The sequence below is a fragment of the Serratia sp. CY76391 genome, assembly GCF_052166695.1.
GTDB classification, from domain to species: Bacteria; Pseudomonadota; Gammaproteobacteria; order Enterobacterales; family Enterobacteriaceae; genus Serratia; species Serratia nematodiphila.
Window position 1 is genome coordinate 173,569 of sequence record NZ_JBJNOJ010000014.1, and the last position, 14,471, is coordinate 188,039.

The 14,471-nt window shown below is 60.8% G+C and carries 13 protein-coding genes; 7 read left to right on the forward strand and 6 right to left on the reverse strand.

Translation table 11 applies throughout. The features are described from left to right. Nucleotides 1–32: 32 nt before the first annotated feature. The 3 genes from ACJ8PN_RS22705 to ACJ8PN_RS22715 form a co-directional block, all read right to left on the reverse strand. Nucleotides 33–1,013, reverse strand: coding sequence for a LacI family DNA-binding transcriptional regulator (locus tag ACJ8PN_RS22705; protein ID WP_004930339.1), 981 nt, complete (start codon nucleotides 1,011–1,013; stop codon nucleotides 33–35). A gap of 72 nt (nucleotides 1,014–1,085) precedes the next feature. Beyond that, entirely contained in the window at nucleotides 1,086–2,393 is a 1,308-nt protein-coding gene (locus ACJ8PN_RS22710) for a 6-phospho-beta-glucosidase (protein WP_171454873.1), read from the reverse strand. After that, nucleotides 2,390–2,728, reverse strand: coding sequence for a PTS lactose/cellobiose transporter subunit IIA (locus ACJ8PN_RS22715; protein WP_171455118.1), 339 nt, complete (start codon nucleotides 2,726–2,728; stop codon nucleotides 2,390–2,392). Before ACJ8PN_RS22715 ends, ACJ8PN_RS22710 begins: the two co-directional genes overlap by 4 nt. A gap of 353 nt (nucleotides 2,729–3,081) precedes the next feature. Here ACJ8PN_RS22715 and ppiA point away from each other — a divergent pair, with 353 nt between their 5' ends. The 6 genes from ppiA (at nucleotide 3,082) to argD (ending at nucleotide 9,894) form a co-directional block, all read left to right on the forward strand. Continuing rightward, nucleotides 3,082–3,651: a peptidylprolyl isomerase A gene (gene ppiA, locus ACJ8PN_RS22720; protein ID WP_015379288.1), complete on the forward strand. Its 570-nt coding sequence runs from the start codon at nucleotides 3,082–3,084 to the stop codon at nucleotides 3,649–3,651. 155 nt (nucleotides 3,652–3,806) lie between these two features. Next, nucleotides 3,807–5,492 (forward strand): sensor histidine kinase, encoded by a 1,686-nt coding sequence (locus ACJ8PN_RS22725; protein WP_171454872.1) that lies wholly within the window; start codon nucleotides 3,807–3,809, stop codon nucleotides 5,490–5,492. Then, entirely contained in the window at nucleotides 5,492–6,217 is a 726-nt protein-coding gene (btsR, locus tag ACJ8PN_RS22730) for a two-component system response regulator BtsR (protein ID WP_004930351.1), read from the forward strand. The genes ACJ8PN_RS22725 and btsR overlap by 1 nt, the downstream gene beginning before the upstream one ends. A 152-nt stretch (nucleotides 6,218–6,369) precedes the next feature. Next, nucleotides 6,370–7,896: a helicase HerA-like domain-containing protein gene (locus tag ACJ8PN_RS22735; protein WP_004930359.1), complete on the forward strand. Its 1,527-nt coding sequence runs from the start codon at nucleotides 6,370–6,372 to the stop codon at nucleotides 7,894–7,896. Nucleotides 7,897–7,968: 72 nt separating this feature from the next. Continuing rightward, nucleotides 7,969–8,544: an aminodeoxychorismate synthase component II gene (locus ACJ8PN_RS22740; RefSeq protein ID WP_015379285.1), complete on the forward strand. Its 576-nt coding sequence runs from the start codon at nucleotides 7,969–7,971 to the stop codon at nucleotides 8,542–8,544. Nucleotides 8,545–8,676: 132 nt separating this feature from the next. Continuing rightward, the gene (gene argD, locus ACJ8PN_RS22745; protein ID WP_171454871.1) at nucleotides 8,677–9,894 is read left to right on the forward strand and encodes a bifunctional acetylornithine/succinyldiaminopimelate transaminase; all 1,218 of its coding nucleotides are present in this window, start codon (nucleotides 8,677–8,679) and stop codon (nucleotides 9,892–9,894) included. Nucleotides 9,895–9,934: 40 nt separating this feature from the next. On the opposite strand, the gene ACJ8PN_RS22750 is transcribed toward argD, so the two are convergent. Further along, nucleotides 9,935–12,013 (reverse strand): YccS/YhfK family putative transporter, encoded by a 2,079-nt coding sequence (locus tag ACJ8PN_RS22750; RefSeq protein ID WP_033631934.1) that lies wholly within the window; start codon nucleotides 12,011–12,013, stop codon nucleotides 9,935–9,937. 50 nt (nucleotides 12,014–12,063) lie between these two features. Then, nucleotides 12,064–12,696, reverse strand: coding sequence for a cAMP-activated global transcriptional regulator CRP (crp, locus tag ACJ8PN_RS22755; protein WP_004090925.1), 633 nt, complete (start codon nucleotides 12,694–12,696; stop codon nucleotides 12,064–12,066). Between the two features lie 382 nt (nucleotides 12,697–13,078). On the opposite strand from crp, the gene ACJ8PN_RS22760 reads away from it, so the two are divergent. Further along, complete coding sequence (locus ACJ8PN_RS22760) at nucleotides 13,079–13,486, forward strand: OsmC family protein (RefSeq protein ID WP_004930372.1); 408 nt, start codon at nucleotides 13,079–13,081, stop codon at nucleotides 13,484–13,486. Between the two features lie 37 nt (nucleotides 13,487–13,523). Here ACJ8PN_RS22760 and ACJ8PN_RS22765 read toward each other — a convergent pair whose 3' ends face one another. Then, on the reverse strand, nucleotides 13,524–14,393 hold the full coding sequence (locus ACJ8PN_RS22765) for a phosphoribulokinase (protein ID WP_004930374.1): 870 nt from the start codon (nucleotides 14,391–14,393) through the stop codon (nucleotides 13,524–13,526). Nucleotides 14,394–14,471 lie beyond the last annotated feature (78 nt).

Consider the following 14,471-nt stretch of genomic DNA (forward strand, 5'->3'; position numbering starts at 1 on the left):
ACCTATGAAGGGAGGGTACGCATTATTGTGATCTATTTGCGTACCGTCACAATGGAATCACGGTTGACGATCGTCGGCTCAAATTGGTGCGCCGGCGTGGTGGGGTCGATCAGCCTGCGCGCCGCGTATTGGGCCATCTCGCTGATGGGAAAATGTACGCTGCTCAACGCCGGGCGTACAAAAGGCGCGCGTTCGCCGCTGTCGTAACAGATCAAGGAGATATCCTGCGGCACCCGCAGGCGGTGCTCGTTGATCGCCAGCAGCGCGCCGATCGCCATCTCTTCGTTGCAGCAGTAGATGGCGCTGGGCCGTGCGGCTTGCTGCAGCAGGCGATCGGCGCAGCGGTAACCGCTTTCCAGATCGTAAACGCCCTCCAGACAGGCCACCGGCTCGATATTCGCCGCCTGCATCGCCTCTTCAAACCCTTGCAGCCGCAGGCGGCTCGACGGCCGCTCGCGCGGCCCGCTGATGCAGGCGATGCGCCGGTGCCCGGCATCGAGCAACTGCTGCGTCGCCATGCGGCTGGCGAGCGGATGATCGAAGGTGACGCAGCGGTCTTCCAGCCCTGGCACCAGCCGATCGAGCAACACGAAATGACGTTGCTCCGCCGCCAGCTGGCGCAGCCGATCGTCGCTGAGAAAACGCACGTGCAGGATCACGCCGTCGCAGCGCAGGCTGAACAGCCGCTGCACCGCCTGCCATTCGTTTTCGGCGCTGTTGCGGCCCTGGGTCACCAGCAGCTGCTTGCCGTGGGATTCGGCCTCGGTTTGCACGAAGTCCATCAGCGCGCCGAAGAAGCCACCGCGATACGACGTGGTCACCAGCCCGAGGGTATTGCTGTGGCTGGAGGCGAGCGCGCGGGCTGCCGGATTGGGGGTGTAACCGAGCTGGGCGACGGCGCGTTCAACCTTCTCGCGGGTCGGCGCCTTGACGTTGCTGTCGCCGTTCACTACCCGCGATACGGTGGCGCGCGATACGCCCGCCAGCGCCGCGACATCTTCCAGTGTCACCATCGTCCAACTCCTGATTACGGCTAAAAAAATGGGTTCGGCGCGCCGAACCCCTGTCATACCGCGCGCAGGCGCTTACCTGAACTGCGGCAAATACGGCGCGTTTATCGTCAACACCTCGTCCAGCAACGGCTGCGCCAGGTTGGCGTTGCCCACCAGCGGGTTGGCGATCAGCGCCAGCAAGCCGCTGCGGCGATCGCCGTGCACCGCGGCCTCGATGGTCAGGCGTTCGTAGGCTTTCACCTGCTGCGTCAGCGCCTGCATCGGTTCCGACAGCGGGCCGAAAGTCAGTGGATGCGCGCCTTGGGCATCGACGATACAGTTGATTTCTATCACAGCATCGTCCGGCAGGCCATGGATTGCGCCGCGGTTTGCGGTGTTGACCACTAATTGCGTGCCGAGATTATTATGGATAGCACGGATCAGCTCCAGCGCAACTTCGGAATAGAAAGAACCGCCGCGGAAGCTGAGCTGCTCTGGCTTACTGTTCAACTGCGGATCGGCATACAGCTCGAACAGCTCTTTTTCTACCTGCATCACCTGCTCGGCGCGGGTGCCGCGCTCGCCGGCGGCGGCCATCTCTTCCGCCAGCATCTCGCGGGTCTGGTAAAAATAGCGGTGGTACGGGCAGGGGATCGCGCCGAGCGCGCGCAGGAAGTCCGGCTGCCAGGGCTCTTCCTTGATGTTGTTCATGGTCAGCGCCGCGCCGTCGCACAGCATGTCGATCACCTTGGCGGTGACGTCGCGCCCCTGCTGCGTGACCTGATGCACCCAGACCATGTGGTTCAAACCGGCGAACCGCAGCTGCACGTCGGCGTAAGGCGCCTGCAGCATGTTGGCGATCATGTGATGCATGCTGATCGGCACGTTGCACAGGCCGATGATCTTCGCTTTGGTAAAGCGAGACACCGCCTCGGTGACGATACCGGCCGGGTTGGTGAAGTTGATGATCCAGGCGTCCGGCGCCAGCTTTTCCACCCGGTGGGCAATATCCAGCATCACCGGAATGGTGCGCAGCGCTTTGGCGAAGCCGCCGACGCCGGTGGTCTCCTGGCCGAGCAGCTGGTATTTGAGGCCCAGCCGTTCGTCGGCGGCGCGCGCCGGCAGTTGCCCGACGCGGAACTGGGTCAGCACGAAAGCGGCGCCGCGAATGGCGTCGTCCAGCGTGAAGTGCACGCTGACCTTCACCTGTTCCAGCCCGTGGCGCGCCAGCATGCGGCGCGTCAGGGCGGCGATGGTTTCCACTTTTTGGCGGCCTGGCTCGACGTCCACCAGCGCCAGTTCGGTGAGCGGCAGCTCCTCGATGCGCTGGATCAGCCCATCGACCAGCTCGGGAGTGTAGCTGCTGCCGCCGCCGATCACGGCGATTTTGAGCGTGCTCATGGGCGGCCCTCCGCCAGCGACTGACGGCGATAGAGCTCGATCATGTCGTCGGCCAGATCCTGGATCACCATGGCGTTCATCAGATGATCCTGCGCATGCACGGTGATCAGATTGATCGCCAGCTTGCCGCAGCCTTCGTCCAGGCCGATCAGCTCGGTCTGGATCAGGTGCGCTTTCTTCACCCACTCTTTGGATTCGGCCATGTGTTTGGCCGCGGCGGCGAAGTCGCCGGCGCGCGCTTGTCGCAACGCCATCAACGCATTGCTGCGCGCGCTGCCGGAGAACACCAGCAGTTCCATGATGGTGCTTTCAAACTCGGGGCTGACTTCAGTCATCAATTCACTCACGTCATTTCTCCAGGGGTTGCGCGGCGATGCCGCCGTGGGATGCTTCAATATCCGTTCTTTTTATAATGAGAGCGCTCTCATTTATATAGAGTAACGACAATGCGTGTGCAAACTGGGAGGCAGATCGCAAAAACCGCCCCAGGGCGGCACGGGGCAAAAAATGCGTGATGCGGTTGGCAAAAAAGCCTTCTGCGCCCATACTTTCCGCAGCAAAATTCAGGGCCGCCTAGGATATGTCCCGTAATTGGGTAAATATAGGTAAATGGCTGGCACTTGCCGATACAGCTCTTTAGAATCAAAGCGCTTTTCCGTTGTTTGTCTCTCAGAGAAAGGATCCGTTAATGTTCAAACGTACTTTAGTGACCTTCGTCGCGCTGTGTTCCCTGTCCGCAGTGGCACCAGCCGCACTCGCCGCCGGTGAGACCCATGTCATGCTGACGACCTCGGCGGGGAATATCGAATTGGCGCTCGACAGCCAGAAGGCACCGGTTTCCACCCAGAACTTCGTCGATTACGTGAACAGCGGGTACTATAACAACACCATTTTCCACCGCGTGATCCCGGGCTTTATGATCCAGGGCGGCGGTTTCACCGCTGACATGCAGCAAAAATCCACCAAGGCGCCGATCAAGAACGAAGCCGACAACGGCCTGCGCAACCTGCGCGGCACCATTTCGATGGCGCGCACCGCCGACAAGGACAGCGCCACCAGCCAGTTCTTCCTGAACGTGGCGGATAACGCCTTCCTGGATCACGGCCAGCGTGACTTCGGCTACGCGGTGTTCGGCAAAGTGGTGAAAGGCATGGACGTGGTGGACAAGATCGCTCAGGTGCCGACCGGCAACGTCGGCCCTTACCAGAATGTGCCGACCAAACCGGTGGTGATTCTGTCGGCCAAGGTGCTGCCGTAAGTTTTTTGGCCGATCCCGCCGGGGTCGGCCGTCCTTCCTCCCGAAGCCTTGCCTTCATCACTGTTTTCTCCCGCGCCCCATGCTCTAATCGGCAGACAATAACCAGACCGGAAATCCGGCGTTCGCCCTTTGTTGTCTCTGGATGAGTTGCTGCCATGTATGAATTTAACCAGGTGCTGTTGCTGTTGCAGCAGATGTGCGTCTATCTCGTTATCGCCTATCTGCTGAGCAAAACCCCGCTGTTCATTCCGCTGATGCAGGTGACCATTCGCTTGCCGCACAAGCTGCTGTGCTACGTGATCTTCTCGGTGTTCTGCATCATGGGCACCTACTTCGGGCTGCATATTCAGGATTCGATCGCCAACACCCGTGCGATAGGCGCGGTCCTGGGCGGGCTGCTGGGCGGGCCGTCGGTGGGCTTTCTGGTCGGGCTGACCGGCGGCCTGCACCGGTATACGCTCGGCGGCATGACCGACGTGGCCTGCGCGATCTCCACGGTGTCCGAAGGGCTGGTCGGCGGCATCGTACACAGCATCGCCATGCGCCGGGGGCGCATCGAGCTGCTGTTCAATCCGCTGTTCGTCGGCGGCGTGGCGCTGGTGGCTGAGGTGCTGCAGATGGCGATCATTCTGGCGGTGGCGCGCCCTTATAACGAGGCGTTGCAGCTGGTGGAACACATCGCGCTGCCGATGATGATCGCCAATACCGTCGGCGCGGCGATGTTTATGCAAATCCTGCTGGACAGGCGCGCGATGTTCGAGAAGTACACCAGCGCCTTTTCGTCCAAGGCGTTGAAGATCGCCGAGCGCACCGAGGGCATTCTGCGGCAGGGGTTCGATCAGGAAAACAGCATGAAGGTCGCCCGGGTGATTTATCAGGAGTTGGGCATCGGCGCGGTGGCGATCACCGATCGCGACAAGCTGCTGGCGTTTATCGGCATCGGTGACGATCACCACCTGCCGGGCACGCCGATCGCCTCGGTGCATTCGCATCGCGCTATCGACAACAACGAGGTGGTGTACGCCGACGGCAACCAGCTCTCTTACTGCTGCTCGATCAATCCGGCCTGCAAGCTGGGATCGACGCTGGTGATCCCGCTGCGCGGCGAAAACCAGCGGGTCATCGGTACCATCAAGCTGTATGAACCGAAAAGCCAGCTGTTTAGCACCATCAACCGTACGCTGGGCGAAGGCATCGCCAGCCTGCTGTCGGCGCAGATCATGGCCGGACAGTACGAGCGCCACAAGCAGCTGCTGGCACAGTCGGAGATCAAGCTGCTGCATGCGCAGGTCAATCCGCATTTCCTGTTCAATGCCTTGAATACCCTGGTGGCGGTGATCCGCCGCGATGGCGAGCGCGCCTGCGATCTGGTGCAGTCCCTCTCGACCTTCTTTCGTAAAAACCTCAAACGTTCGGATGACGAAGTCAGCCTGGCGGACGAAATTGAACATGTGAACGCCTACCTGCAGATAGAGAAAGCGCGCTTCGCCGATCGGCTGGAGATTGCGGTATCGCTGCCGGAGTCGCTGCTGGCGGCGCGGCTGCCGGCGTTTTCGCTGCAGCCGATCGTCGAGAATGCCATCAAGCATGGCACCTCGCATCTGTTGGGCGTGGGCCGTATCGAAATCGGCGCCTGCTGCGAAGGCGAGCATCTGCTGTTGCAGGTGACGGACAACGCCGGGCTGTTCCAGCCGAAACCCAACTGCAGCGGGCTGGGGATGAACCTGGTGGATAAACGCATTCGCGTGCGCTATGGCGAAGGCTATGGCGTGCAGGTGGATTGCCGGCCGGACGCCTACACCCGCATTACGCTTAATGTCCCTATGGAGAGGGCAGCCTGATGTTAAACGCACTGATTGTTGACGATGAACCTTCCGCGCGCGACAACCTGCGCCACCTGCTGGAAGCTGAAGCGGGGATCTCGATTATCGGCGAGTGCGCCAACGCCATCGAAGCCATCAGCCAGATCCATCGGCTGCAGCCGGACGTGGTGTTTCTCGATATCCAGATGCCACGCATCAGCGGGCTGGAAATGGTCGGCATGCTGGATCCCAACCGTATGCCGCACATCGTGTTTCTGACCGCCTACGACGAATACGCGGTGCAGGCATTTGAGGAGCACGCCTTCGATTATCTGCTGAAGCCGGCGGAGCCGACGCGGTTGAGCAAGACGCTGCAACGCCTGCGGCAGCGCAGTGCGCCGCAAGACGTGACGGCGCTGGATGAGAGCGCCGGTTACCTGAAATACATTCCCTGCACCGGCCACAGCCGCATCTATCTGCTGCGGTTCGATGAAGTGCTGGCGATCCGTTCCAAGCTGAGCGGGGTATTCGTGGTGCGCAGCGACGGCATGGAGTGTTTCACCGAATTGACGCTGCGCACGCTGGAAAGCCGTACGCCGCTGGTGCGCTGCCATCGGCAATATCTGGTCAACCTGGAGCAGGTGCGCGAGATCCGCTTCGAAGAGGGCGGTGCGGCAGAGATGATCATGTCCGCCGGCGATCCGGTGCCGGTCAGCCGGCGCTATTTGAAAGCGCTGAAGGAGCAACTGGGGCTGCGGGGGTGACGCAGGTCTTAGGGGGATTCTGAAAAGACAGGCATCATGGGCGTCCCGACGGCGCCCTTTTTGTTTGTCCTTGACGGGGTTACGCGGCGCTTATAGCTTTATTGCATCAACAGGCGCGTTTCGCGCCGCGGTCAGCGTCAAAGGAACAGAAAATGAGTGAACCACGGATTATCGCCAAGGCGATGAAAGACGGAAAACCGGAACAGGATCTGGTGATTTTGCCGGCGTTGGCCAACCGCCACGGCTTGATCACCGGGGCAACCGGCACCGGCAAGACGGTGACGCTGCAGAAAATGGCCGAACAGTTCTCACGCATCGGCGTGCCGGTGTTCCTGTCGGATGTGAAGGGCGATCTGTCCGGCATCGGCGCCGAGGGCGTGCCTTCCGAAAAACTGCAGGCGCGCCTGGCGGCGATTGGCGTCACCGACTGGCAGCCGCAGGCCTGCACCATTATCCCGTGGGATATTTACGGTGAAAAGGGGCACCCGATCCGCGCCACCATTTCCGATCTCGGGCCGTTGCTGCTGGGGCGCCTGTTGGATCTGAACGAGGTGCAAAGCGGCGTGCTGCAGCTGGTGTTCAAAATCGCTGATGACAATGCGCTGCTGCTGCTGGACATGAAAGACCTGCGCGCCATGGTGCAGTTCGTCGGCGACAACGCCAAACAATTCCAAACCCAGTACGGCAATATCTCTGCCGCCTCTATCGGCGCCATTCAGCGCGGGTTGTTGACGCTGGAAGAGCAGGGGGCCAACCAGTTCTTCGGCGAGCCGATGCTGGACATCAACGATCTGATGAAAACCGACGCCAACGGCCACGGCGTGATCAATCTGCTGGCGGCGGACAAGCTAATCAATCAGCCGAAGCTGTATTCGGTGTTCCTGCTGTGGCTGCTGGCCGAGCTGTTTGAGCACCTGCCGGAAGTGGGCGACCCTGAACAGCCGAAGCTGGTGTTCTTCTTCGATGAGGCGCACCTGCTGTTCAACGATGCGCCGGCGGCGCTGCTGACCAAGATTGAACAGGTGGTGCGTCTGATCCGCTCCAAAGGCGTCGGCATTTACTTCGTCACCCAGAACCCGCTGGACATCCCGGACAGCGTGCTGGGCCAGTTGGGCAACCGCGTGCAGCATGCGCTGCGCGCCTTTACCCCGCGCGATCAGAAGGCGGTAAAGACGGCGGCGCAAACCCTGCGCGCCAACCCGGCCTTCGATGCCGAAACGGCGATCACCGAGCTGGGCGTGGGCGAAGCGCTGGTGTCATTCCTCGACGAAAAGGGCCGGCCGAACGTGGTGGAGCGGGCGATGGTCATCGCGCCGGAATCCAAGATGGGTATGCTCGGCGCGGAAGGGCTGAACAGCGCGATTAACAAGTCGCCGCTGTATGGCCGCTATGAAGACATGATTGACCGCGAGTCCGCCTACGAGAAGCTGTCGTCGGGCGGTTTCGCCACCATCGGCACCCCGCAGCAGGGGCAACAACCGCAGACGCAACAGCAACAACAGCAGGCGGGCGGCGGCCTGATGGATGGTTTGAACGAGCTGTTGTTCGGTTCCACCGGCCCGCGCGGCGGCAAGCGCGACGGCATCGTCCAGACCGCCGCCAAGAGCATGGCGCGCGATCTCGGCCGCCAGATCCTGCGCGGCGTGCTGGGCTCGATCACCGGCGGCCGTAAAAAGTAAGCGGAAATTATCGTCGGCAGCGGCGGGTTAAATCAGTAAACTATGGCGGCGTTTTTCTCTGCCGGACCTGACATGCTGCTGCTGATCGATAACTACGACTCCTTTACCTATAACCTTTACCAGTACTTCTGCGAGTTGGGCGCCGAGGTGGTGGTGAAGCGCAACGATGAGCTGCAGCTGGCCGATATCGAGCGGCTGGCGCCGCAGCATCTGGTGATTTCCCCCGGCCCCTGCACCCCGAACGAAGCGGGTATCTCGCTGGCCGCCATTCGTCATTTCGCCGGCAAACTGCCGATCCTTGGCGTGTGCCTGGGGCACCAGGCGCTGGGGCAGGCGTTCGGCGCCGAGGTGGTGCGCGCCCGCGCGGTGATGCACGGCAAAACCTCGGCCATCCGCCACCTCGGCGTCGGCGTGTTCCGTGGCCTGAGCGATCCGCTGACCGTGACACGTTACCACTCGCTGGTGCTGAAAGCCGATACGCTACCGGACTGCTTTGAAGTGACCGCCTGGAGCGAACGCGACGGCGTGCGCGACGAGATCATGGGCATCCGCCACCGCGCTTTGGCGTTGGAAGGGGTGCAGTTCCATCCGGAAAGCGTGCTCAGCGAGCAGGGCCATCAGCTGCTGGATAATTTCCTCAACCGTTAATCCCGATGCGTTTTTTTCGCTCGTGAGGCGTTTTGCGTTTGCGCTTGATTGGTTTTTTATGCATATTTCGTGATTATGTTTTCAATCTGACATTACGATAGCGCTGAAAAACCTTCAGGGTGGAGCCGAAAAATGACTGAAAAATCCGCAGTGAGCCGCAGCACCTTTGACCAGGTGATCCTGCCTGTTTATGCACCGGCCCAGTTTGTGCCGGTGCGCGGCCAAGGCAGCCGGGTCTGGGATCAGCAGGGAAAAGAGTACATCGATTTTTCCGGCGGCATCGCGGTGACGGCGTTGGGGCACTGCCATCCGGCGCTGGTCGAGGCGCTCAAACGTCAGGGTGAGACTCTGTGGCATACCAGCAACGTCTTTACCAATGAACCGGCGCTGCGCCTGGCGAGCAAACTGATCGACGCCACCTTCGCCGACCGGGTGTTCTTCGCCAACTCCGGCGCAGAGGCCAACGAAGCGGCGTTCAAACTGGCGCGTCATTACGCCATCACCCGCCACAGCCCCTATAAAACCAAAATCATCGCTTTCTATAACGCGTTCCACGGCCGCACGCTGTTCACCGTGTCGGTGGGCGGGCAGGCCAAATATTCCGACGGGTTCGGGCCGAAGCCGGCCGACATCGTGCACGTGCCGTTCAACGATCTGGCGGCGGTGAAAGCGGTGATGGACGACCACACCTGCGCGGTGGTGATGGAGCCGATTCAGGGCGAGGGCGGCATTACGCCGGTCGAGGCCGGCTTCCTCAAAGGCGTGCGCGAGCTGTGCGACCAACATCAGGCGCTGCTGGTGTTCGACGAAGTGCAAAGCGGCATGGGGCGCAGCGGCAAGCTGTTCGCCTATATGCATTATGGCGTGACGCCGGACATTCTCACCACCGCCAAGGCGCTGGGCGGCGGCTTCCCGGTGAGCGCCATGCTGACCACCGAAGAGATTGCGTCGGTGATGCAGGTGGGCACTCACGGCACTACCTACGGCGGCAACCCGCTGGCCTGCGCGGTGGCGGAGGCGGCGTTGGATGTGATCAATACGCCGGAAGTGCTGAGCGGCATCGAACAGCGCCACGCGCTGTATGTGCAGGCTTTGCAGGATATCGGCGATAAATACGGTATTTTCACCGCCATTCGCGGCATGGGGTTACTGCTCGGCGCCGAGCTGACGCCGCATTATCACGGCAGAGCGCGCGATTTCCTCACCGCCGCCGCCGCGCGTGGGCTGATGATCCTCAATGCCGGGCCGAACGTGATTCGTTTCGCGCCGTCGCTGGTGGTGGAGCTGCAGGACATCGAGGCCGGCATGGTGCTGTTCGAGCTGGCGGTGCAGGATGTGATCAACGCCTGAAGCCCGTGCGGCGAATAACGGGGCGCGGCATGCCGCGCCCTTATTGATCGCGCAGTTTGCGCTTGAGCCAGATGCCGTGGTGCGGGCGCTGGCGCCAGGCCAGCGACGAAATGGTGTGCATCACGCTCAGGTGCGACAAAATGCGCCGCAAATGACGTTCCATCTCGGTGACGGGCATGTCCGGATGCAGATCCGGCGGCTGCATGATGCCGCTGTTGTCACTGCTCGGGCCGTCGTATTCCAACCGCTGCTGGCAGCTTTGCAGCGCAATTTCACAGGTTTGCAGATAGGCTTGCGCCAGTTTCGGCGTCAGCATGTAGTGCTCGCGCGCCAAAATGGTCATGGCGTTCAGGTGTTCGACGATGAACTGGCTGTGCGTGACCCACAGCCGCATGTCCGCCAGATAATTCGACGCGAACCCCGGCTCCTGCATCGCCTGATTGAGCGAGGTGAACAGCGCGTTGTGCGCCTGGTTGACCTGCATGCGGGTATAGGCCAACGCGGTGGCGTCCGGTTCCGGCTGCTTCAGCATCAGCCGCAGCGCGGCTTGATCGTTCTCCAGCGCCTGATGGGCATTCTTGCGCAGCAGCCCGCTTTGCCACTGCGGCCACAGCCAAATGGTGCCGCCGAACGCCAGCACGCAGCCTATCAGCGTATCGATCAGACGAGGCACCAGAAAATGCGAGCCGTTCAGTGCCAGCAGCTGCAGGGTGTAAACCGCCGTGACCGTAAAGCCAATCACCGACAGCCCGTAGTTCTTGCGCGAAACCAGGTAGGCCAGCAGCGTGATCACCAGCATGATGCTCAGCGTTTCTCCTTCCGGCAGCTGCAGCTGCAACAGCCCGGCCGCCAGCAATAGCCCGGCAATCGTGCCCAGCGCACGGTGCTGAATACGCACCCGGGTGGCGTTATACCCGTTTTGGCTCACCAGCATGATGGTGAGCAGGATCCAGTAAGGCTTCGGCAGGTTGAAGACCGCACCCAGGCTGCTGCCGACCGCCAGCGTCACCCCCAGCCGCGCGGCGTTGCGCAGGGCGGTGGATTTGAACGACAGGTAGCTGGCCAGCGCCGGCCAAAACGGCAGGCGGTGCTGGCCGGGCATCAGGTCGCGGCGGTACAGCGGATGCTGGGTGCGCAGCAGGCGAGCGATGCGGCTGAAGTGGTAATAACAAAACTGGCCGACCGGGTTATCGGGATGCTGCGCCGCCATTTTTTCCAGCGCCGCCAGTTCGTGGCTCATGGAGAAGCGCTTCGAATGTTGATGGTAGAGAATATCGTGCGCCACCACGCGCAGCCGGCCGGCGATCACTTGAGCGTTGCGGCGAATGATCGCTTCGGCCTGGCTCTGCTCCACCAGTTTTTGCACTTCCTCCGGCAGATGCAGGCTGACGGTGATGTGCTCCTGCAGATCCATCGCCACCTGAAAGGCGCGCTGCAGGCGCTTTTGTTCGAGGTTGTTGGCATGCGGCAGGAAATTGAGCTGTTGGTATAAAAGGCTGATCAGATCCATCACCTTTTGTTGGCGTACCAGCAGCGGCGGCAGCGCGGTTTGCGGATCGGTGTGCTGGGTCAGCAACGAGTATTTGGCTTCGAAATAGTCAGCCAGCTCCAGGTAGAGCTGGCTGAGCGTCTCGCGCATTGGCTGTTCTTTCCACAGCTTGAACCAGAACCAGGTGAATAAGCCGTACCAGACGGTGCCGATCGCGTACAGCAGCGGCGCCTGCCAGAGGGGTACCGTGCCGGCCGTGCTGAGGGCGAAAATGGCGGCCACCAGCGCCGCCGGCAACAGCCGGGCGTGCAGCGGGCTGATTTCACCGGTGACGCCGAGCAGCAGCGCCAGGCCCAGCATCAGCGCCGGCAGCGGCACGTGCCACAGCAGTGCCTGTTGCAGCAGCACGCTGCTGAAGGCGAACAGCGAGCCGCCGACGATCAGCCGTTTAAAGAAGCGCTTATGCGGCGTGTCCAGACCGGCGATATTGCAGCAGGCGGGCACCAGAGAGAACATCAGGCCGAGCTGCAGCTGGCCTATCAACAAGCCGAACAGCACCGGCAGGCACAACACCAGCGTTTGTCGCAGTGCGTAGTTGATTTCCGGGTGGTAGATCAGGCGGCGCCACATGGCAGAGAGCAGATAAAAAAACGGCGCAGACTGCGCCGTTTCTTCGGGGATTAACGGGTGCCGTAGACGACAATGGTTTTGCCGTGGGCGGAAATCAGGTTTTGATCTTCCAGCATTTTCAGAATACGGCCAACGGTTTCACGCGAGCAGCCGACGATCTGGCCGATCTCCTGACGGGTGATCTTGATCTGCATGCCGTCCGGGTGAGTCATGGCGTCAGGTTGTTTCGCCAGATTCAGCAGGGTTTGCGCGATGCGGCCGGTCACGTCCAGGAAGGCGAGGTTGCCCACTTTTTCGGAGGTGACCTGCAGGCGGCTCGCCATTTGGGCGGACAGACGCATCAGGATGTCCGGGTTCACCTGGATCAGCTGGCGGAATTTCTTGTAGGAAATTTCGGCCACTTCACAGGCGGTTTTCGCGCGAACCCAGGCGCTGCGCTCCTGGCCTTCTTCGAACAATCCGAGCTCGCCGATGAAATCCCCCTGGTTGAGGTAGGACAGGATCATCTCTTTACCTTCTTCATCCTTGATCAGCACCGCGACGGAGCCTTTCACGATGTAGTAAAGCGTTTCGGCCTTTTCACCTTGGTGAATCAGCGTACTCTTCGATGGATATTTGTGGATATGGCAATGAGACAGGAACCATTCGAGAGTAGGGTCTGTTTGCGGTTTGCCGAGAACCATTCGCTGTTATCCTCTGTTGTTATCGCTGCCTTGTGTCACAGGGGTCAGAGTTCCCTGTAAAACCCGCCTGTAGCCGCAGTCATGAGCGAGGGCTACCGGCAAGTTTTGAGGCGTGTCATAAAAATACGCTGTCGCTCTAGCATATTAACTTGCCGTAAGCGCTGCAAGCTACATTCTGTTAACATACCGGTAAAGGAGCCTTTCTCTGGGCGTTTCCCTGAAATTCAGTGTCCCGGAAAGATTTATTGCGGCTCTGTTTGTAGCACAGAGTAAGGCGGGTGTCTCGTGTTGTCTCGCTTCAGCATGATTAGCATCAGGTTACGTTGCCTGTTTCTATGCGAAAGCGTACTCTGATTTTAAGAAATCAACCGGAGTGACCAGAATGCAGGCAAGAGTTAAGTGGGTGGAAGGGTTAACGTTTTTGGGTGAATCGGCCTCCGGCCACCAGGTGCTGATGGACGGCAATGCCGGTGATAAAGCGCCCAGCCCGATGGAGATGGTGCTGATGTCGGTGGGCGGCTGCAGCGCGATCGACGTGGTATCCATCCTGCAAAAGGGGCGCAACGACGTGCGCGACTGCGAGGTGAAGCTGACCTCCGAGCGCCGCGAAGAAGCCCCGCGGTTGTTCACCCATATCAACCTGCACTTCATCGTGACCGGCCAGGATCTGACCGACAAGATCGTCGAACGTGCGGTGAACCTGTCGGCGGAGAAATACTGCTCGGTGGCGCTGATGCTCAACAAGGCCGCCACGGTAACCCACAGCTTCGAGATCCGCCAACCGGCGTAATCGAGGCGGAGCGCGGCCGGCGCCGCGCTCAACGCATTTATTCGATCTTCTTGCCTTCCAGCAACCGTTGCACCAGCGGCGCCATGATCAGCTCCATCGCCAGCCCCATTTTGCCGCCTGGCACCACTAACGTATTGATGTGCGAGATAAACGATCCCTGCAGCATCGCCAGCAAGTAGGGGAAGTCGATCTGGTCCAGGCCGCGGAAGTGGATCACCACGAAGCTTTCATCCAGTGAGGGAATGGCCTTGGCGGCGAACGGGTTGGAGGTGTCCACCGTCGGCACGCGCTGGAAGTTGATGTGGGTGCGCGAGAACTGCGGCGTAATGTAGTTGATGTAGTCTTCCATCGAGCGCACCACCGAATCCATCACCGCTTCGCGGGAATGGCCGCGTTCGCCGGTATCGCGGATCAGCTTCTGGATCCATTCCAGGTTGACGATCGGCACCACACCGACCAGCAGATCGACGTGTTTGGCCACGTCATGGTGCTCGGTGACCACGCCGCCGTGCAGCCCCTCGTAGAACAGCACGTCGGTCGGCGCCGGCAGCGGCTCCCACGGGGTGAAGGTGCCCGGCACCTGATTGTAGGGCACCGCTTCGTCGTAGGTGTGCAGATACTTGCGCGAACGGCCGGTGCCGTTTTTGCCGTAGTCGATAAAGCTCTGCTGCAGCAGGCCGAAGTCGTTGGCCTCGGGGCCGAAATAGCTGATGTGTCTGCCCAGATCGCGCGCCTTGCGGATCGCCGCGTCCATTTCCGGCCGGGTATAGCGGTGGAAGCTGTCGCCCTCCAGTTCGGCGGCGCGGATATTGAGCTGCTGGAAGATTTTACGGAACGCCACGCTGGTGGTGGTGGTGCCGGCGCCGCTGGAACCGGTCACCGCGATAACGGGATGTTTGGCAGACATGATGGTTGTCACTCCGTGTTGAATGCGCCGGCGTCAGGGGATTATTGTGGCTCTTGTTGACGCTCTCTATGTCAGGAA

What these genes read in the sequence shown, in the direction of transcription:
- ACJ8PN_RS22705 (WP_004930339.1), bottom strand. Translation starts at nt 1,013, where the DNA reads ATGGTGACACTGGAAGATGTCGCGGCGCTGGCGGGCGTATCGCGCGCC.
- ACJ8PN_RS22710 (WP_171454873.1), bottom strand. Translation starts at nt 2,393, where the DNA reads ATGAGCACGCTCAAAATCGCCGTGATCGGCGGCGGCAGCAGCTACACT.
- ACJ8PN_RS22715 (WP_171455118.1), bottom strand. Translation starts at nt 2,728, where the DNA reads ATGACTGAAGTCAGCCCCGAGTTTGAAAGCACCATCATGGAACTGCTG.
- ppiA (WP_015379288.1), top strand. Translation starts at nt 3,082, where the DNA reads ATGTTCAAACGTACTTTAGTGACCTTCGTCGCGCTGTGTTCCCTGTCC.
- ACJ8PN_RS22725 (WP_171454872.1), top strand. Translation starts at nt 3,807, where the DNA reads ATGTATGAATTTAACCAGGTGCTGTTGCTGTTGCAGCAGATGTGCGTC.
- btsR (WP_004930351.1), top strand. Translation starts at nt 5,492, where the DNA reads ATGTTAAACGCACTGATTGTTGACGATGAACCTTCCGCGCGCGACAAC.
- ACJ8PN_RS22735 (WP_004930359.1), top strand. Translation starts at nt 6,370, where the DNA reads ATGAGTGAACCACGGATTATCGCCAAGGCGATGAAAGACGGAAAACCG.
- ACJ8PN_RS22740 (WP_015379285.1), top strand. Translation starts at nt 7,969, where the DNA reads ATGCTGCTGCTGATCGATAACTACGACTCCTTTACCTATAACCTTTAC.
- argD (WP_171454871.1), top strand. Translation starts at nt 8,677, where the DNA reads ATGACTGAAAAATCCGCAGTGAGCCGCAGCACCTTTGACCAGGTGATC.
- ACJ8PN_RS22750 (WP_033631934.1), bottom strand. Translation starts at nt 12,013, where the DNA reads ATGTGGCGCCGCCTGATCTACCACCCGGAAATCAACTACGCACTGCGA.
- crp (WP_004090925.1), bottom strand. Translation starts at nt 12,696, where the DNA reads ATGGTTCTCGGCAAACCGCAAACAGACCCTACTCTCGAATGGTTCCTG.
- ACJ8PN_RS22760 (WP_004930372.1), top strand. Translation starts at nt 13,079, where the DNA reads ATGCAGGCAAGAGTTAAGTGGGTGGAAGGGTTAACGTTTTTGGGTGAA.
- ACJ8PN_RS22765 (WP_004930374.1), bottom strand. Translation starts at nt 14,393, where the DNA reads ATGTCTGCCAAACATCCCGTTATCGCGGTGACCGGTTCCAGCGGCGCC.